15 protein-coding genes are annotated in these 19,146 nt (G+C 35.7%); 4 read left to right on the forward strand and 11 right to left on the reverse strand.

The window, feature by feature from the left end:
• Positions 1–3: 3 nt before the first annotated feature.
• From H7A25_08575 to H7A25_08590, 4 genes are all read right to left on the reverse strand, one after another.
• Positions 4–747 (reverse strand): hypothetical protein, encoded by a 744-nt coding sequence (locus H7A25_08575; GenBank protein MCP5499943.1) that lies wholly within the window; start codon positions 745–747, stop codon positions 4–6.
• A 114-nt stretch (positions 748–861) separates the two neighbouring features.
• Positions 862–3,123 carry a sensor histidine kinase gene (locus H7A25_08580; protein ID MCP5499944.1) on the reverse strand — a complete coding sequence of 754 codons (2,262 nt, stop codon included), beginning with the start codon at positions 3,121–3,123 and terminating at the stop codon, positions 862–864.
• Between the two features lie 40 nt (positions 3,124–3,163).
• Positions 3,164–4,300: a hypothetical protein gene (locus tag H7A25_08585; protein ID MCP5499945.1), complete on the reverse strand. Its 1,137-nt coding sequence runs from the start codon at positions 4,298–4,300 to the stop codon at positions 3,164–3,166.
• Positions 4,301–4,365: 65 nt separating this feature from the next.
• A complete protein-coding gene (locus tag H7A25_08590) occupies positions 4,366–5,538 on the reverse strand; it encodes a hypothetical protein (protein ID MCP5499946.1) in 1,173 nt (390 codons plus the stop codon).
• Positions 5,539–5,660: 122 nt separating this feature from the next.
• Between H7A25_08590 and H7A25_08595 the strand changes: the two genes are divergently transcribed.
• Together H7A25_08595 and H7A25_08600 are read left to right on the forward strand one after the other, a co-directional pair.
• Positions 5,661–8,138 (forward strand): DUF1566 domain-containing protein, encoded by a 2,478-nt coding sequence (locus H7A25_08595; GenBank protein MCP5499947.1) that lies wholly within the window; start codon positions 5,661–5,663, stop codon positions 8,136–8,138.
• Positions 8,139–8,260: 122 nt separating this feature from the next.
• The gene (locus H7A25_08600; GenBank protein ID MCP5499948.1) at positions 8,261–8,926 is read left to right on the forward strand and encodes a response regulator transcription factor; all 666 of its coding nucleotides are present in this window, start codon (positions 8,261–8,263) and stop codon (positions 8,924–8,926) included.
• Here H7A25_08600 and H7A25_08605 read toward each other — a convergent pair whose 3' ends face one another.
• The gene (locus tag H7A25_08605; protein ID MCP5499949.1) at positions 8,927–9,730 is read right to left on the reverse strand and encodes an ABC-2 family transporter protein; all 804 of its coding nucleotides are present in this window, start codon (positions 9,728–9,730) and stop codon (positions 8,927–8,929) included.
• A gap of 142 nt (positions 9,731–9,872) precedes the next feature.
• On the opposite strand from H7A25_08605, the gene H7A25_08610 reads away from it, so the two are divergent.
• Positions 9,873–10,874 (forward strand): alpha/beta fold hydrolase, encoded by a 1,002-nt coding sequence (locus H7A25_08610; GenBank protein ID MCP5499950.1) that lies wholly within the window; start codon positions 9,873–9,875, stop codon positions 10,872–10,874.
• Positions 10,875–10,905: 31 nt separating this feature from the next.
• On the forward strand, positions 10,906–11,673 hold the full coding sequence (locus tag H7A25_08615) for an SDR family oxidoreductase (GenBank protein MCP5499951.1): 768 nt from the start codon (positions 10,906–10,908) through the stop codon (positions 11,671–11,673).
• Between the two features lie 55 nt (positions 11,674–11,728).
• Here H7A25_08615 and H7A25_08620 read toward each other — a convergent pair whose 3' ends face one another.
• From H7A25_08620 to H7A25_08645, 6 genes are all read right to left on the reverse strand, one after another.
• Positions 11,729–13,918, reverse strand: coding sequence for a HAMP domain-containing protein (locus H7A25_08620; GenBank protein MCP5499952.1), 2,190 nt, complete (start codon positions 13,916–13,918; stop codon positions 11,729–11,731).
• 130 nt (positions 13,919–14,048) lie between these two features.
• Positions 14,049–16,748: a HAMP domain-containing protein gene (locus tag H7A25_08625; GenBank protein MCP5499953.1), complete on the reverse strand. Its 2,700-nt coding sequence runs from the start codon at positions 16,746–16,748 to the stop codon at positions 14,049–14,051.
• Positions 16,749–16,805: 57 nt separating this feature from the next.
• Positions 16,806–17,303, reverse strand: coding sequence for an NUDIX domain-containing protein (locus tag H7A25_08630; protein MCP5499954.1), 498 nt, complete (start codon positions 17,301–17,303; stop codon positions 16,806–16,808).
• Between the two features lie 142 nt (positions 17,304–17,445).
• A complete protein-coding gene (locus H7A25_08635) occupies positions 17,446–17,835 on the reverse strand; it encodes a DUF393 domain-containing protein (GenBank protein MCP5499955.1) in 390 nt (129 codons plus the stop codon).
• 99 nt (positions 17,836–17,934) lie between these two features.
• Entirely contained in the window at positions 17,935–18,447 is a 513-nt protein-coding gene (locus H7A25_08640; protein MCP5499956.1) for a hypothetical protein, read from the reverse strand.
• Complete coding sequence (locus tag H7A25_08645) at positions 18,437–18,772, reverse strand: hypothetical protein (GenBank protein MCP5499957.1); 336 nt, start codon at positions 18,770–18,772, stop codon at positions 18,437–18,439. Before H7A25_08645 ends, H7A25_08640 begins: the two co-directional genes overlap by 11 nt.
• Positions 18,773–19,146: the final 374 nt, after the last annotated feature.

Here is a 19,146-nt window from a genome sequence, read left to right on the forward strand (position 1 = left end):
TCATTACTCCAGCATATCTAATATTTTTTTGGAATCTACTTCAAAGTTTTTTTCGAGGCGGTGAATAATTGTTTCCATAACGAACTTTTTGGTATAAGAACTTTTACCCGCCGGAACAATGGTCCAGGGGATTCCGGGCAGATCAGTCTCTTCTATATAGGTCTCAAAAAGTTTTTTATAGGTTTTATAATGTTTGCTTTGTTTCCAATCGTTCTCGGTAATAGCCCAGGTTTTTCCTTTCTTATGAGCCCTTAGTAGAGTTTTTCTCTGCTCTTCATAGGGAATATTCAAAAAAAACTTAAAAATCAGGTAGTTATCATCTTTCAACATGGTTTCAAAATTAGTAATCGTACGGATGGAATTTTTATATTCCTTTTTATCTATTAGTTTCTCTTTTCTTCTAAACGTGATGCCGGAATACCAGGAACCATCAAAAACGGTAAGCTCGCCTTTAGGAGGAAGTTTTCGCCAGTATTTCCACATGAAAGGGAAATTGCCCGGTGTGTAGATTTCCTGTAGAAAAGAAAAAATGTGAGTTTTCCTGGGATCGAGGCGTTTCACTACAGTTTTTAATAGGTCGCCTTTTCCGGAACCTGCCCAGCCCTCGAGGATAATAATGATGGGTACAGAACGTTTGTTGGCCTCATTACTTAAGATATATAGCCTTTCCTGTAACTCTTCTTCCTCTTTCTCATACTCGGATTTCCCGTAGTCCGGAGTAAATAAATAGTCTTCTAATTTAACCATAGGATAAATCTGTTCTCTGTTAGAATTTTGAAAAGGCTTTATTCTATTTTGTATTTTTTTTTGACATTCCGGATAAGTTCCAAAAATTTCTCAGCTAAGATTTTCTATAACTCTTTACAAAGAAACAAATCTTATGGGTAGAGAAGTGAATTCAGATTGGCTTTTTATATCTGCTAATAGAGTTTTAGAATCTTTATTTTTATTGTTAATAACTATTAGGTCCGGAGATATTTTTTCTAAAAAGGATAAGATTGATTTTGTATCTTGAAAGCATAAAATCCTATAGTTATAAAATTCCGAATCCTTTAATTCTTTTTTGTCTCCGAGAAATACCAGTATTTTTTCCTCAAAAGGTAGACTCAAGGTGACAACAGTTCCTTTTTGGTCTCGAGAATTAATCTCAATATTACCATCCAATAAGCTTATGATTTCTGCCGTTAGGGGAAGTCCGAGGCCAGTCCCCTCAACATCTTTTCGCTTTTGATATTGAAAATTGAAAAGCTTATCCTGAATATCCTGTGGAATTCCATTACCTTCATCTAATATTTTTAATAAAACTGTTTGGTTTTGGATTTCATATAAGATTTTTATTTCAGTATTTGGAGGAGAGTATTGAATTGCATTGGAAACCACATTTACAATCGCTTCTTGTAATAGGACTCTATCTGTAACCACAACCAACTCTTCCGTAAGAGAGTGGGAAATTTTTATATTTTTACTTTTTAGAAAAGGTATTAAATTATCTAAAACTGTATTAGTTACTTCGAGTAAAGAAATGCTATCATAATTTATAGAGATAGTTCCCATACGAAATCGATTATATTCTAATATTTCTTTAGTCATCTTTAAAATGTTATTGATGATCTGGTTTTGCTCTGAAAAAATTTCTTTTACTTTTTGGGTGTCCTGTAAGTTCTTCTCCTTACTGGAAAAACTTTTAACAAGGTATAGTAAACCTGCCAGAGGCGAACGTATATCGTGAACTAATAGAGAAATAAATTTATCTTTGAGTTGATTGATATTTTCTGCGATTTCTTTTTCTTTGCTTAATTCTTTTGTTCTTTGTTCAACCTTTATTTCAAGATTTTTGTTTAGTTCCTGTAGTTCTATTGATAGTTTTTCTACATTTTTAAATGCTTCAGAGAATCTCAAAATAAGTAAATAAGATTGGAAAAAAAGAAGTATTAGTGCACCGTAATGTACTAAAAACACCGATTTAATAATTTTATAGGTTAATAATATATCATTCAAAATAAAAGCAAAAAAGATAATAAAACCTAATAAAGTTGTCTTCGAATCCTGCTTTTTATTTTTAATCGCTTTTAAAACCACAATAAGGGATTGAATAATTGCCACATATACTATGATAAAAAAGATATTCAGTGTATTTGTAAAAATATAGGACGGAGTGAAGAGAACCAGAAGTCCTAAAAAAAATGCAGAGTAGAGGACAGAGTAATAAATATATTTTGAAAACTCCTTTTCAAACAAGGAATGGAAAAATAGAAAGAAAACTCCTATAACAGTGTATTGCGAAAAATATTCTACTCTTATTACAAGTTCATATTCCGTGCTTGGAAAAATTTTATGCCAGAAAGTTTCATTTCTACAGAGGACATAAGCTATTGTTTGAAAGCAGAAAATGATAAGGTATAGTATAGAAATCTTTTTTAATAAAAAGAGCATAGCAATATGATAAAGTGTAATAAAAAGTAGGCATCCTATAATGAATGATGTAGCTACCATGTATTCATGGTATTCGTTTTTTAAAATCTCATAATCACCCAGGATAAGTTCCTGATTAAAGCCTCCGCGGCTATTTTGGAAATTAGCTATATGGATGGTTAGGAAAGTATCTTTTTTCTTATAAAAGCTGGCAGGTAGGGGAATAATCGCAAGATGATTTCGGTTTCCCGGTCGTGTAGTTTCACTTCTTGTGCCCGGTTTCCCTGAGCAGTGAATCTGTTCCTTATCCAAATAGGCGCAAAAGGAAGAATTAATCGGAGGAAATTTAATCGCTAAATTTTTTTTATTCTGAGGTAGGATGAGTTTAAGCTGATAGCTCGCATATCCCAATCCTTCGATTTCAACACCATCGATTATAGAACCATTCCAAAATTGAGAGCTTATATAAGCAAAATCCTTATTTTTATTACATTTTATAAAGTTAGTATTTCCTGAACTATCAGTTGAAACATTATCCGGTAAGCAAAATGTTTTCCAATGAAATTCCCACTTGCTATCAAGTGTAATTTGGTAATTTTGGGAAAAATCTACTTTTCGCAGGTCAAAAACTCCATTTGCTTCTTCTATGGGTGCTGATTTTACCCGGAAAGAAAAAAGAATGAATAATAAAAAAATGATTCTTTTAAACATAGTTATATGGAATCATTAAATTTTCCTGATATATACTGACTTACAGGTTTTCAATCTCTTCTGTAGACAGGCCCGTTTTTTGGGATATTTCCGGAATGGTCAAACCACTGTTTTTGAGCATTCTGGCAAAATCTTTTATTATCTTATCTTTCTCTTCTATTATTTTATCTTTAGCTGCTAATTGGTTGTCCTTTCCTTCTAAAACTTTTAAATACTCATCTTCCAAATACATTTCTTCTTCCATGTCGGGATTCTCAGTCAGGACTGATTTTAAGCGGTTGATGACTCTATCCCATTCATCGGGAAAAAGTGTTTTTAAGTGTTTCAGGCGGTGTTTATTGTCTCCTAATATGGAACCCTGATCGAAAAGTTTTAGCAGGGTATAGAGTTTTGTTTTATAGCTGTCAGCTTCATAGTCTTCTTTTGTTACTTTTTTCAAATAGGGCAGTTGGACTATCCATAGTTCATAGGTCAAATTTTCTATAAAATCGCTTTTTTGCTCTATGATTTTGTTTTTGAAGATACCCTGTTTAACCTGTCTGGTTTTGATAAAGAGTTCTTTTACTTCTGTCTCGATGGTAAAATTTAAGATAAAAATGGGAATCAGTCGCATGGGTTCATAGATTCTGACCGGTTCTTCTTTCTCGTTTTGGATTTCAGAGACCAGTTTTTTCTTTTGAAAATTATTACAGATATAGCGTTTGAAGCGAAAATAATCTCCGGGTTCGGAGGCTTTCTGGACTTCAATCATGACAACTTCTTCCTTGCCATCCGGAAATTCAATAGTAGCAACAAAATCAAGTCGAAATAAATCGAGCAGGTCTTTTGCTTTTGAATTCCTATTCTGTGTATCTTCTCCTTTTTTCTTCACTTTTTCTGTAGGCTCAGGTTGGATATGCTTAATTTTTTGGTTGATGAATGTAGAGAGAATGAGTCTTGCACTCTCTATGTCTTCCATTAAATAACGGAACACTACATCATAAAGCGGATTGGGAATGATAAAATATTCATCATCAGAAGCCATAGCAGGACAATGATTCAAAATAAAACAGAAAAAGTCAAGAAATTCAGCGAAAAGTTGTTTGGACTCTATTTCCGTAGTGTTCGCGGGCCTGTATTCGCTTAAACTCTTGTTGACTACCGCTTGCTTGTGCTGAATGAAGACCGACCCTTTCATTTTAGAGGGTAATTGAATCTATCTTAGAAAATAACTTAATCCAAATTTTCCTGATATATACTGACTTATAGATTTTCAATCTCTTCTATAGACAGACCCGTTTTTTGGGATATTTCCGAAATGGGCAAACCAGTGTTTTTGAGCATTCTGGCAAAATCTTTTATTACTTTCTCTTTCTCTTCTATTACTTTATCTTTCTCTTCTATTACTTTATCTTTCTCTTCTAATACTTTCTTATTCTCTTCTATTACTTTATCTTTGGCTGCTAATTGGTTGTCCTTACCTTCTAAAACTTTTAAATACTCATCTTCCAAATACATTTCTTCTTCCATGTCGGGATTCTCAGTCAGGACTGATTTTAAGCGGTTGATGACTCTATCCCATTCATCGGGAAAAAGTGTTTTTAAATGTTTCAGGCGGTGTTTATTGTCTCCCAATATGGAACCCTGATCGAAAAGTTTTAGCAGGGTATAGAGTTTTGTTTTATAGCTGTCAGCTTCATAGTCTTCTTTTGTTACTTTTTTCAAATAGGGCAGTTGGACTATCCATAGTTCATAGGTCAAATTTTCTATAAAATCGCTTTTTTGCTCTATGATTTTGTTTTTGAAGATACCCTGTTTAACCTGTCTGGTTTTGATAAAGAGTTCTTTTACTTCTGTCTCGATGGTAAAATTTAAGATAAAAATGGGAATTAGGCGCATGGGTTCATAGATTTTGACCGGTTCTTCTTTCTCGTTTTGGATTTCGGAGACCAGTTTTTTCTTTTGAAAATTATTACAGATATAGCGTTTGAAGCGAAAATAATCTCCGGGTTCGGAGGCTTTCTGGACTTCAATCATGACAACTTCTTCCTTGCCATCCGGAAATTCTATTGTAGCCACAAAATCAAGTCGAAACAAATCGAGCAGGTCTTTTGCTTTTGCATTTCTATCCTGTGTATCTTCTCCTTTTTTCTTCACTTTTTCTGTAGGCTCAGGTTGGATATGCTTAATCTTTTGATTAATGAATGTCGAGAGAATGAGTCTTGCACTCTCTATGTCTTCCATTAAATAACGGAAAACTACATCATAAAGCGGATTGGGAATAATAAAATATTCATTATCAGAAGCCATAGCAGGACAATTATCTAAAATAAAACAGAAAAAGTCAAGAATTTCAGCGAAAAGTTGTTTGGACTCTATTTCCGTAGTGTTCGCGGGCCTGTATAGACTAAACTTAAAAATACGATTTTTTTTCAAAAATAGCCAAAAAAATTCTCAACACTAGTAGTTTTTACTAGTGTCTACTAGTAGTTTTACTAGTAAGCTTTCCAAAAATCTCCCGTCAATATACAGAATCAAATAGGAAGTGGTGATAAGTGATGTATATAAATCGAGAATGGAGATTATTTTTTCAAAAAGCAATGAGGTTATTTTTATCAAGAAACCTTTTATTATTCGTTCTACTCTCTACAATGACTCATTGTTCGAAGCTCGGCTTTTCAACGGGTTCTAATACTTCTGAGAAAGATAACTTTATCCGGCTTTTTCAACTTGGTTCTGGCACTTCATCAACAAAGCTTTATCTTTCCCTTAAAGGCCAGCTTAAAGACGCCAAAGGAAAACCCATAGCTTATGTTGTTATGAGCCAGAATTCAACCGGTATTAGTACCAGTGCTGCTATTCGAGCCGGCTCTGACACTGAAAAAATTCGCTGTGCGGATTACAGTCTGGCTTTAGGTTCGATTCAGTGTATGAAGATTATTAAACCGGACAATTTTTCCAAACAATCTTCTGATGGATGTTATATGATGTATCTGGGTACGGCTACTAATCCGAAGGCAACACAGGTTGCAAAAGTTAAGAATATTCAGTCCGGTCAGAATATTCAATATTATTATAATAAAAAACTGGAAAGCGGCATGAGTCGTTATACGGTCTATTCCTGTAATGGTGAATTTCTAACGGAAGACAGTATTGATGACACTGCTTCGGGAACTATCACAGATGCGAATGGGAATTATACCCTAAAAGCCGAGGCAGGCAGAATGAATAGTATCAAAGTTAAAACACCAGCAGAAGATCAGGGTGAAATTAAAATCGACCTGAGTGATTATACAACAGAAGAAGAACTAAATGCGGTGAACGAGGATTCGACTAACCTTCCTATTACGGTATCGACTACTTTACAGACGAGTCCGGCACCTGCGGGAGTGTTAACAGAAAATAATTCGTCTACAGATGGTAGCTCTTCGGAAAGCACAGCTACAGCTTCTGAACCAGTTATAAATATAGATCCGACAACACTTGTTCAGACAGCCGAAGCCGAGACTCAAACTACAACAACAGTGACTCTTCCTTCTGTTGCTTACTCTAAGAGCTTTTTTGTTTTTACAAAAGACTCTGCTATTGCAACCATCACTCCTACTGTAAACGGAACCGTGACTTCCTGCTCTTCTTCACCGACTCTACCAACAGGTCTTTCTCTGGACACAGGCACCTGTGCCATCAGCGGCACACCAACTGCGACTCAAGTATCGACAAACTACACCATCACGGCAAGCAATACCTATGGAAGCACAATTGCGACGATTAACGTCACGGTGAATTTAGCTCCACCTAGTGCTCTGACCTATAGTGGAGGCCCATATATTTTTGCAAAAGGCATTACGATTGCTACTATCGTACCTACTGTAAACGGAACCGTGATTTCCTGCATGGTTTCTCCAAGTCTACCTACAGGACTTGCTCTGAATACAACAACCTGTGCTATCAGCGGAACACCAACTGCCACACAGAGTGCGACCAGCTATACAATAACAGCGAGTAACGCTTATGGAAATACTTCAGCGACTATTAATACTACAATAGTACAGGCCTATCCTATTGTAGATACAGGTTTGAATACCTGTTACGATGATTCAGTTAGCATTACTTGCGGTTCCAGTCACCTGGGTCAGGATGGAGATTATTCTAATATTCCACATACCCGGAGTTATACCGGTCCAACCCAGCATGGAACCTATACAAACGACTATATAACAACAGACAACACAACAGGACTTGTCTGGAAAAGCTGTGAAGAGGGGAAAAGCGATCCAGTCTGTGCTACAGGAACAGCTACGAGTTATAATTATGCAAATGCCATCACAGCCTGTGCAAATTTAAACATAGCCAATAGCAATGCGGGTTATGCCGGAAGAACCGACTGGCATTTACCCACTATGCAGGAGTTAGCAACCCTGGTGGATTATTCTATTTTAGATCCTTCCATTGATTCAGGTGGCTTTCCGAATACAACTACTGCTATTAAAAACTGGTCTTCTACATCCCATGTCGGTACGCCAACAAATGCCTGGTTTCAAAATTTCAGTGGTGGCTTTTCCAATAATGCCGCTCAAACAACCGCTACTCATAAAGTTCGTTGTGTATCGGGAAGTCTACCTGTTAGCCAATCTTTTACGGATAACGGAGATGGAACCATTAAGCATAATAATACCGGTCTAACCTGGCAGAAATGCAGTAGGGGACAAACAAACCTTGATTGCAGCGGTGGAACGGCGTCTACTGACACCTGGGTAAATGCTTTGGGCTATTGCGAGAGCTTAACTTTAGGAGGTTATTCAGACTGGAGATTACCGAATTTAAATGAACTAAAGTCCATTATAGATTATTCGGTCAGTGCTGCTCCCTATATAAATAGTAGTTTTTTTCCAGGTACGGTTGCTGGCAATTATTGGTCATCATCCACTGCCATTAACGTTATAAACAGAACATGGCATGTCCAATTCAGTGATGCTCTTGTGACCTATACCACTAAGACTGTTTCTATAAACATTCGCTGTGTTCGAGGATTGTGATTGGTCTAATAATTGGTCAGTAATTCAGAGAAAGAAAATATTACTTTTCTTCAGAGACGATAATGAGTCTATATATTTTTACAGTATTGAGTCAAAGATCCATTTCTTTAGAGAAGTAAAAAATGAATAAAAAGAATCAAAAATTTTATAAAATCATCATTATCGAAGATCAATCGATTACTCGATTAGGGCTTATTAATTTACTCAAAAATACGATGTTTCCGATTGATAAAATTTCAGAAATCGACAATGGAAATTTATTAATACCAATGCTTGAAAAAGAAATTTATGACCTACTCATATTGGATTTAGATATTCCCGGTAAGAATGGAATGATTTTATTAAAACAGGTTAAAAGTAAATTTCCAAATATAAAAATTATCATTTTTACCATGTTTGATGCTGAGGGATTTTTTAAGGAAGCCATTAGCCTTGGTGCTGATGCTTATGTATTAAAAACGGATGAAATATCCATTTTCCCGGAGGTAATGAGACGAGTTTTATTAGAGGATGAGTTTTATTGTTCTTTAAGTCTTATAAAATATATGCGAAAAAATACTATCGAATTTACAGATAAAGAATATGAAATCATGCAATGCTTAAAACTGGACTTTTCGGTACCTGAGATAGCTACTAAAATGCAGTTATCCAAAAGAACGATAGAGTATTATATTAATAAATTGAAGAATAAATTAAACTGTGAAAGCTTATCGAATTTGAAAAAGGAAATAAAAACCAAATACTACAAAGAAGTAAATATAATGAGTCGAGAAGATAGTTTAGATTAACTAGGCTCCTGCCGATTCATAAGCCTTTTCTCCATATTTCCAGAAAATTAGCGATGATATAAGAACGATTATCCCAACCGGAAAAGTTGCGTATCGAAAATAAGGATGATATAGTTCTACTGAATTTTTTACTAAAAAATATTGGGCCGGATAAAAATTTACAAATGCAAGAGGGAATATAAAAGTTAAAAGAAAGCGGACTCCATAGCTATAGATATTTACCGGATAAAGTAAAAACTCCCTGGAAGAAAAGACAAAAAGGTGAATGAGGGATTGATTGTTTATTGCGTAAAATGCAATGGCGCTGATAAAAATGCGAATGCCACCCAGTATAAAAGAACCTCCTAATATACTAAGTATGAAAAAAAATATATTATTAGTATTCCATTGAATACTAACCATTGAGTTAGCCAATACAAATGTAAGGATTCCCATTAAAAGGTTAGCAAATCCTCCGATTTCAAAACTACCCATGATAACCTGTCCCAGAGAAGATAAGGGGCGTAAAAGGTAGCGGTCATAGACTCCTTCTCTAACAAGATTAGAAAATTCCAATAAACCGGAAAAAATAAACGAAACAATAGATTGAGATAAAATTAAAAGGCTGTAAAGAAAAGCAATTTCGCCCGCATTCCATCCACCGATAGCCCGAAAACGATATACAATAATGCCGATAGTAGCAATTTGAGCTGAATAGAAAAGAGTGGCAGAAATAAGAAAAGCAATAAAACTTGCTCTATATTCCATGCGGGATTTTATAGAGGCAATAGCCAGTTTAAAATAGGGCTTTAGAGCTTCTTTCATAGAAGATTTATGCTTATTCCCTCTTTTAAATTCAAGCTTTTTTATAAACTCAGATAATTTCCCTATAAAAGCTTAATAAAAGTATAGATTTTTAGAAAAAAATCATTTGCCCTGTGAGAATCCTTCCTCTTTAATGCCCATTATGAATGGTGAGCGCGAACAGATACCCGATTTTATTCCTGCTGTGCATATACGGAATCCTTTCATTCAATCTTTTTTATCCAGTCGCAGACCCTTTCGGGAGTCGAGTAAGGAATTTGATAGGGGTCGCTTCATTCTTATGAATACTAAAGAAGAAAGTATTCTGAGCGGATTTTACAGTGAAAATGTAAAGAGAGAAGGGCTTATCATTTTGATTCATGGTTGGGAAGGAAGTTGTGAATCTGCTTATGTTTTACGTTCGGCATCCTATTTTTACAAAGCGGGTTATTCAATTTTTCGTCTAAACCTACGAGATCATGGGAACACCCAGGGTCTAAACCAAAAACCATTTAATGGAACTTTGTTATCCGAGACTTATGAGGCTGTAAGTTATGCCTGTAATTTGAATCCCGATATCCCTGCCTATATACTGGGTTTTTCCCTGGGTGGGAATTTTAGTTTGCGAATAGCCAAACGTTTCTCGACTTCTCTGGATTGGATTCCGAATCTAAAAGCAGTATTTACAGTGAGTCCATCTGTAAATCCTAAAAAAGCCACTGCTAAAATTGATTCCCATGTTTTACTCAGGAAATATTTTTTAAAACATTGGTTATTTTCTCTCCAAAGAAAATCTTTGTTTTTTCCGGATTACTTTAAATTAGAAAGTTTAGTCAAAGCCAAATCGGTAATGGATTTAACGGAGAGACTTGTTCTCGAATATACATCTTATAAGAGTCTCGATGAATATTTTGGACAGTATACAATAGAAGGAGAATATTTTAAAAATCTTGCTCTTCCGGTTTATATCATTGCATCTCTCGATGATCCGGTTATACCGGCGGAAGATTTTTATCATATAAAACCAAATGCCCATCTTCATCTGATTATGAGAGAATTTGGTGGACATAATGGGTTCTTTGAAACGATAAGAAAAATACCCTGGTATCTTCCTGTTTTTCGTTCTATTATAGAAAATCTAAAACGAAAAGAAGCTTTTGTTTGACAAAGCCACTCAGAAGAAGTTGTTTGTAAGAATGAATCGTGTAGCTTTAATTACAGGTGCCTCCGTTGGGATTGGTTATGAACTGGCTCTACTTTTTGCTAGGGACAAGCACGACCTTATTCTTGTGGCCAGAAGGGAAGATAAACTGAAAGAACTTGCAGAAAAACTTATAAAGCAGTATGGAATACAGGTTTTTACTATTGCTTCAGATCTTTCAAGACCCTCCTCTCCTTCTGAAATTTATGCAGAAGTTAAAAAACAGGGAATCTTTGTGGAATATCTTATCAATAATGCAGGTTTTGGAACCAATGGAGAGTTTCATCAAATTGATATACGAAAAGAATTATCACTAATTCAGGTGAATATAAGTTCCTTAATTGAGTTATCCCACCTTTTTCTTCAGGATATGATTGCACAAAATAAAGGTGCTATTCTTAATGTGGCGTCTACGGCTGCTTTCCAACCGGGTCCTTATATGGCAAATTATTATGCTAGCAAAGCCTATGTTCTTCATTTCACAGAAGCTATAGCGGAAGAATTAAAAAAGTATAATATTTCTATTTCTGCACTTTGTCCGGGGCCAACAAAAACAGAGTTTTTTGATGCAGCAGGAATGCAGGCTTTAAAACTTCCATTAATGAGTGCCGAAGTTGTAGCTTTAAAAGGTTATAAAGCTCTCAAGGGTAATTCTGTAATTAGCATACCTGGACTTATAAACAAGCTGGGAGTACTATCAGTTAGATTTTCTCCCAGGTTTTTAGTTCGAAAAATTGCAGGACTTTTAAATAAAAGTAAATAAGAATTTTCTGTAAAAGCTCGAAATTCTAATCCGAGCTTTTATATTCTAAACACTTCTATAAAATGATTTTGTTTTTTCCGCTATGTGAATTTGATTCAAAATCTCTATCGTAGTCGGTAATTTTAAATTTCTTCACCATATCCCGGAATGATTCCGCCTGGCTTGCCAGTTCTATACTGGCAGCAGAACTTTCTTCGGCAGTGGCTGCTGCGTTCATGGCAACCTGAGAAATTTGGTTTATTCCTTCAGCAGTTTCAGCTACACTTCTGGATTGTTCTAAAGAAGCAGTGCTGATGTTGTTTATTAACTCAGTAACCAGGACAACTCCTCTGGTAACATTATCAAGAACATTTGCCGTACGATTGGCAATATCTGTTCCTACATTTACCTTTCTGATAGAACCTTCGATCAAGTTAGCTGTTTCTTTTGCTGCATTGGCACTCCTTGAGGCAAGGTTACGAACTTCTTCTGCTACTACGTTAAAGCCTTTTCCGTGTTGACCTGCCCTTGCAGCTTCTACCGCTGCATTGAGTGCGAGTATATTGGTTTGGAAGGCAATGGCATCAATTTCTTTTATGATACGGGCAATGCTTTCAGAAGTTTCAGAAATCTCTTTCATGGCTTCTAACATTGACTTCATTTCATTGTTTCCTATAAGAGCTTCTTCTTTTACTTTTACTGCATTTTCACTGGCATCTTTTGCACTCAGGGCATTATTTTTAGCCTGTTCTTCGATAAGACCTAAAGTCGAGGTGATTTCATCCACGCTCGATGCTTGCTCGGTAGAACCCTGAGATAAAGACTGACTGGAATCAGCAACCTGTTTTGAACTTATTAGAATCTGCTCAGCAGCATTAGTGATTTCCCCGATAAGGCTATTAAATGAACTTATGGTTTCATTGAGAGCATTTTTTATGATAGCATGATCCCCGCTGTAGTCGCCGAGAACCTGCACTCTCAGATTTCCCTGCGAAAGTTCTTGCAGGACTATAGAGGCTTCCTGTATAGGTTGTACAACCGCATCGAGTGTGTTATTGACACCTTCAATTATTTTACGAAAATCTCCTTCATGTCGATTTAGATCTGCACGTGTGCTGAGTATGCCCTTTATTGCTGCTTCCGAGAGTCTATTGGCGTCGGTGACAAGTGCCATTAAATTATTCCTGACCTGTTCGATGGTATGATTGATAAATATTTTTTTCCCGGGAAAGGTTTCTAAAGGTGCATGAAAATGTCCGTCTCCAAATTCTTTTACACAGGCCATGGCTTTTTTGTTCATTTCAATATGAGAATGAATCATATTGTTGATTCCTTCGGCTACTGTGTGATAGGCTCCTTGAAATTGAGCTGCATTTATATATACATCAATGTCTCCTGCATCGTGCTCTTTGGACATGTAATTCATTTCAGAGATAAGGGAACGTAAGGTTGAAATTACATCTTTCATACTATTAGCTAAATTACCGATTTCTGATTTAGATTGAATCTCGACTTTTACATCTATATTTCCATTTGCAAACTTCCGGGCAGCCTTATCTAATTGAAGAATAGGTTTTACAAGTTTTTGAGAAATAAATATAGCAATAACGATTAGAAGAATCGTAAAGCCAAAAATGAGAATCAATATATTCGTCAAATTTTCTTCTTTCGCTTTTTGTAGAGCTTTGTTTACGGGAATATAGGAATTAATAGAACCCATCAATTTATTTTCTCCCACTTTTATCCCGTGACAATTCGCACAACCCGGATGGGTGCTACTATAAAGAGGAATTGCAATTTTTACAAATTCATCATTAATCTCTTCAAAATGATTTATCTTATTATCCACAAAAGCCTGCAAAGCTTTTCTCTCAAATTCATTTTCAATCCGGGTTAAGTCTTTTCCCATTGGATCAAGACCGGTAATATTCAGATCTCCGATTAAGCGGATCCTGTCTTTATCTGCACCAAAATCATGCACAACAGCATTATCAAAAGCGCGAACTACTTTTTCCCATTCTTTACGAACCAGGTTTCTTTCTTTTTCGGTTTTCACATTTTCAAAACTTGTTTGAAAACGCTTCGTGGAATACATGATCATTTCAACCGTTCTGGAAATGTGTCCTTTCGCTCTTTCTTTTAGATCGACAAATAGTTTTTCTTTGGATTTTGCTGTATTATATATAGCAAAGATAATTATGCCTAATATATTAATAATACCAAGCAGGAGAATCACCTGCTTATTAATACCTATAAACTTTTTCATACAAATTTAGCTCCTTCTCTGGCTCCATAAAAAAAAGCGAGGATAAAACCCCGCTATATTTGCGTAAAATTGAAAACTATGTCAAAGACTTTAATGTTCGGATACGATTTATTGTAAAATGTAAGTAAATTTATTCAAGTTCAATTTTTATTTTTTGTTCTCTTTGTGGAGTTTTCATTTTTAGATTTGCCAGTTCGCGAATTTTAAATTTCTTCACCATATCTCGAAAGGATTCTGCCTGACTTGCTAATTCGACACTGGCCGCTGAACTCTCTTCGGCTGTGGCAGCAGCATTCATGGCAACCTGGGAAATCTGGTTGATAGCGAGGGTGGTTTCGGCAACACTTTTAGACTGTTCATTGGAAGCGGTGGAAATTTGTTCAATCACAGTAGTTACCAGTAATACTCCATCAGTTACATTTTTTAAAGCATCGGCTGTGCGATTGGCAATATCAGTTCCCACATTTACTTTTCTAATGGAACCTTCAATCAAGTTAGCTGTTTCTTTTGCTGCATTGGCACTTCTTGAGGCAAGGTTGCGAACTTCTTCGGCTACTACGTTAAAACCTTTTCCGTGTTGACCTGCCCTCGCAGCTTCAACGGCTGCATTGAGTGCGAGTATATTGGTCTGGAAAGCAATAGCATCAATTTCTTTGATAATCTTGGCTATGTTTTCAGATGTTTCTGTGATTTCTTTCATGGCTTCGAGCATAGAGTGCATTTCCTTGTCTCCGTGAATAGCCTGATTTTTAACATTCAAGGCATTCTCGCTGGCACTTTTAGCTCTATCTGCATTTTGTCTGGCCTGTTCTTCTATCTGACTCAGAGTCGATGTAACTTCATCCACACTCGATGCCTGCTCGGTAGAACCCTGTGATAAAGACTGGCTGGAATCCGCAACCTGCTTGGAGCTAAGAAGAATTTGTTCAGCAGCATTAATAATTTCCCCAATCAGATTATTAAAAGAATCTATAATTAAATCCAGAGAATCTTTGATTCCACTGAAGTCACCTTTAAATTTTTGTTCCACCCGTATATCCAGATTTCCTTCTGACATAGAAATCAATACTCTCGAAATCTCATTTATATACTCTTCAATCGTATCAAGACTTTGATTTAAGGAATCCTTAATGGTTGCATGTTCTCCCTTATAATTTCCATTCACACGTATATTCAGTTTTCCTTTTGAAAGCTGTTGCAGAACTTCGGAAGCTTCGTTCATTGGATCAATCACAGCATCTAATAGTCGGTTTACTCCATTCACAATTTTTCCAAAATCTCCCTGGTGTTTACTGGCATCAGCCCTTGCAGAAAGTTTACCGTCTATAGCTTCTGAAATTAAATAATTCACATCGTTATTGAGTTCTTTTAAATTTACTCTGACCTGTTCAATGGTATCATTGATAAAGGCTTTTTTGCCGGGAAATTGTTCAATTTTTGCATCAAAATTACCCTTTCCGAATTCCAAAAAGCAGGCCATGGCTTTCTTCTTAACAGCAATATGGCCAAGAACCATGTTATTTACACCCTCTGCCATTTCTTTATAGGAGCCCTTAAATTTTGCAGAATCTATTTTTGCATCAATATCACCCTTATCATGTTCTGAAGAAACCCGGTTAACCTCACTGATGAAGCCATTTAGATTTGTATGGATACGACTTAGAGAGTTTTGAATACTGATAAAATCTCCCTCAAAATTTTGTTTCAGTTCAATAGAAAGTTCACCATTAGAAAGGTTTGTTAAATTTTGTGAAATATCTCTTACATAAGAATCTATTTTCTGAAGACTCTGGTTTAAGGCATTTTTTATAATTGCATGATCTCCCTTATAGTCTCCCTGTACCCTTGCCTGGAGATTCCCCTTTTCCAGCTCCTGTAATACTTTACTGGCTTCCCTTATGGGTCCTGTAATGGACTCAATTGTATCATTGATGCCGGAAACAATACTTTTAAAGCCACCTACATATTTAGAGGCCTCAGCTTTTGAATCCAAATCCCCTCTGGTTGCTGCTCCGGTCAGATTTTCCACATCTTTCAACATGGTCTGAAAAGTATTTAATAAATTATTCAAAGCAGAAGCCAGTTTTCCAATTTCACTTTTGGAATCAGAATCAGATCTGATATTAAACGTTCCTTCCTTATCTACTCTTGTTATAATGTTTAAAACTTCATTTAATGGAAGTAAAATAGATTTGGTTGTAAAAAAACTAATTCCAAATGCAAGAATAATGAAGGTAGCAAAAAGAATAAATAAAATATTCTGTGAGTTTTGAACAATATTAGAAGATTCTGTAGCACTGATATCTACTAATTTAGTTTGATAATCTTTCAAAACTTTTAAAGCTTCCATGTATTCTAGCTGCTTAGGTCTTAAGCTGGAAAAGAGAAGGTTTTTTGCTTTTTTAATATCTTTTTTTTCAAGAATTAGTTGGATAAAAAGGTCCAGATCGGCTACGAAAAGTTCTCGTTTTTTAAGCATATCCTGAAAATAAGCAATGCCCTGGCTGGTTTTTATTCTTTCACTCAAAAACTTTGTATCTTCCGAGATATTTTTCCTTATTTCTAATATAAGTTTTTTATTTTCTTCTAAATCCTTTCCTTCTTCCATGATGAGTAAATTTCGAAGAGAAATGGCGACTTGATTATTATTATCTGTAATATCACCTACTTTATTCAGTTTCGGAATTCGATCTGTTGCTGTAAGTTCAATTACAGCATTCAGACTATTAAATCTTACTAAAGCAAAAAGACCGAGGAAAATTGCCAGAATACTTAAAAAGAAGTAACCTATATAAAGTCTGGTTCCGATGGAAATGTCCTGTATTTTCATAAAGACCTCGTAATATTTAATTTTTCATGACTCATTGATTTATAATAACTCTATAACTTATAGAAGGTTATCCTGCATTTCAAAAAAAAGTTTTAAAGCTTTCGTATGTAAAGGAAAAGCTAAGTCTTCCGGGCGTTGTACGATTAGACGAGCTTGTATTTCTTCTTTACTATCAAAAGGGGGAATTTGCCCGATTGTAATCGGTTCCGAAACTCCAAAAATCAGAATATGTCTTTTTTCCGGAGTACTTTCTACATGCAATAGACGAATTTTTTCCGGATCGACAGTGATTCCTGTTTCTTCTTTCACTTCTCTTGCACCGGCTTCCTGCCAGCTTTCTCCCATATCCACAAATCCGCCCGGTAAAGCCAGCTTGCCTATGTGCGGTTCTATACCCCTTCGAATGAGAACCACTCCCTTATCCACCGGAACAAACATGACCGTTACCGGTAGAGGGTTAATATAGGTTGTTTCTGAACAATTTAAGCAGGTTTTTGGGAAACTTCCTTCCCTGAACCTGGTTCCACAATAGCTACAGAATGAATTTCGACTCATATATTCCTTCCCGAATGAAATCCATCCTGCTACTAATTATAAGACTTTCCAAGCAGTTTTTTTCTCCATTCGAAAAAGAAGATTAATTTGATGTGTGCTTCCCGAAAATAATGAGAATCTATGCAGCACAGACCTTTTAAGTTTAGCTTAAAAATCGATCTCGAATCCCCGGTTCCGGCATACGACAGACCTCCCTTTTTCCGAACAGAACGTATCGATATTTGGCTACAAGGGAATATATAGGATCTCTAATAAATTGAGGAAGGATGACAAACGCATATAAAAGCTTGTAGGGAAAGCTGAGTTCTTTTGCAATATGAAGAGCAGCTGTAGATTTTGTCAAACAGACATTATTTTTAATCAGGATAAGGGTATCAAAACCTTCTGTTGGGAACTCAAATTTTTTTAAAAACTCCTGTCCTATCTGGGATTGCAGGGAGGCAAATTGAAACGTTTTCTTCGGGTCCTTATCAATGATAAAATTAACCGAAGCGTTACATAGGTTACAGACTCCATCAAATAAAATTAGCATAAACACCAAAACTCTCTTCTTTGATTAATACCAAATCTGTCTTTCTCCGATTTGGCTTTCTTTGGCTTGGATAGAAACCGACAGTATTCATTGAAATACTTATACTGGTTGTTTTCCTAATTCCAGAGCAGCTCTTTTACTAACCAGATAAGGTTCCAGGCCGGGAAATTTTTTATTTTTAAAATGTTGTCGAAACCACTTGAATAGTTCATCTGCGGCTCTAATAAATTGTTCATCTTTTTGTATTTCTTCACCGGCTTCTTCATTATAGTAATCTTTTATATAATAAATCCTTCCCTTCATTATAAGTCCATTTTTTGACTTCGGTAACCAGAGTTCAATGGCTGGAGAGATACTGTTATTTATAAGATAATGTTTTTGTTCTTGGATATACTTGAATTTTAGCTTACTATTATCTTCTTTTTTGATAATATATTTAACTCTCTGTATCTCCCTATCCTGATACTTTTCATCCAGTATAGAGTTTAAATATTCGGGCTTGCTATTCAGAAGGGGTTGAGCAATCAATAGATAATCATTTGCTTCTAAAAATGAATCAATTTCCTTACAATCCTCTGTAGTTAAATAGAAATTTATTTGCTTACTTTTCATCTTGTTTACCGGGATAATTATTATATGGATGGAATTGTGGTTCTACTCCTTTTTCTTGTTTAATTTCTTGTAATACTATTCGTTCTCTTTTTACAGGTAAGCCACTTTTTGTTATTTTTCCTACCTGATGGTATTCCACAGGTTCAGTCTCATCGTCCTTCATTGCTACTACATCAATATACCTACATTTATTCCCAAATAACCGTAATAAATATTCTTTTATTGCCATAAAGCCTCTATTCTGTATGGATGTCTCCACCTCTTCTACTTTTAAACGATGCTTGGGGCTTCCAAGCTTACCATAAGGATTCGGGACCTTTTTCATCTTGTTTACCGAGTCAGTCAAATAAAGAACTATTCTCTGTCTCTCCTTTGCAAAATCCACCCTAAAAAGATTCACCTGACTGAAGTGGAGCCATACCAGAAATGTAGGGTGTAAAAGACTATTTAATTCACAAATTGCGATAAATATCAAGTGAAAAATCTGTTTTTTATGAAGAAAGGAAATTTTATAGAAGTGGGCCTATACGCCTTTATTTATCCTCTTCTTTAATTGTTCACCCGCAATAGAGCTTTGTTTTTTATGTCACTACTTTTTTGCCTGTCGTTCCTGCTGACATGCTCCCGTTCTAGTCGGACGTTCTTTCTCTTAGGCTTCGGGAAAGTCCGAAGGAAAGAGTAGGCGGTTGGCCTGAAAAC

The sequence above is a fragment of the Leptospiraceae bacterium genome (assembly GCA_024233835.1).
Lineage (GTDB): Bacteria > Spirochaetota > Leptospiria > Leptospirales > Leptospiraceae > JACKPC01.

What these genes read in the sequence shown, in the direction of transcription:
- H7A25_08595 (MCP5499947.1), top strand. Translation starts at nt 5,661, where the DNA reads ATGTATATAAATCGAGAATGGAGATTATTTTTTCAAAAAGCAATGAGG.
- H7A25_08605 (MCP5499949.1), bottom strand. Translation starts at nt 9,730, where the DNA reads ATGAAAGAAGCTCTAAAGCCCTATTTTAAACTGGCTATTGCCTCTATA.
- H7A25_08635 (MCP5499955.1), bottom strand. Translation starts at nt 17,835, where the DNA reads ATGCTAATTTTATTTGATGGAGTCTGTAACCTATGTAACGCTTCGGTT.
- H7A25_08575 (MCP5499943.1), bottom strand. Translation starts at nt 747, where the DNA reads ATGGTTAAATTAGAAGACTATTTATTTACTCCGGACTACGGGAAATCC.
- H7A25_08625 (MCP5499953.1), bottom strand. Translation starts at nt 16,748, where the DNA reads ATGAAAATACAGGACATTTCCATCGGAACCAGACTTTATATAGGTTAC.
- H7A25_08645 (MCP5499957.1), bottom strand. Translation starts at nt 18,772, where the DNA reads ATGAAAAAGGTCCCGAATCCTTATGGTAAGCTTGGAAGCCCCAAGCAT.
- H7A25_08600 (MCP5499948.1), top strand. Translation starts at nt 8,261, where the DNA reads ATGAATAAAAAGAATCAAAAATTTTATAAAATCATCATTATCGAAGAT.
- H7A25_08640 (MCP5499956.1), bottom strand. Translation starts at nt 18,447, where the DNA reads ATGAAAAGTAAGCAAATAAATTTCTATTTAACTACAGAGGATTGTAAG.
- H7A25_08610 (MCP5499950.1), top strand. Translation starts at nt 9,873, where the DNA reads ATGAATGGTGAGCGCGAACAGATACCCGATTTTATTCCTGCTGTGCAT.
- H7A25_08630 (MCP5499954.1), bottom strand. Translation starts at nt 17,303, where the DNA reads ATGAGTCGAAATTCATTCTGTAGCTATTGTGGAACCAGGTTCAGGGAA.
- H7A25_08620 (MCP5499952.1), bottom strand. Translation starts at nt 13,918, where the DNA reads ATGAAAAAGTTTATAGGTATTAATAAGCAGGTGATTCTCCTGCTTGGT.
- H7A25_08585 (MCP5499945.1), bottom strand. Translation starts at nt 4,300, where the DNA reads ATGAAAGGGTCGGTCTTCATTCAGCACAAGCAAGCGGTAGTCAACAAG.
- H7A25_08615 (MCP5499951.1), top strand. Translation starts at nt 10,906, where the DNA reads ATGAATCGTGTAGCTTTAATTACAGGTGCCTCCGTTGGGATTGGTTAT.
- H7A25_08580 (MCP5499944.1), bottom strand. Translation starts at nt 3,123, where the DNA reads ATGTTTAAAAGAATCATTTTTTTATTATTCATTCTTTTTTCTTTCCGG.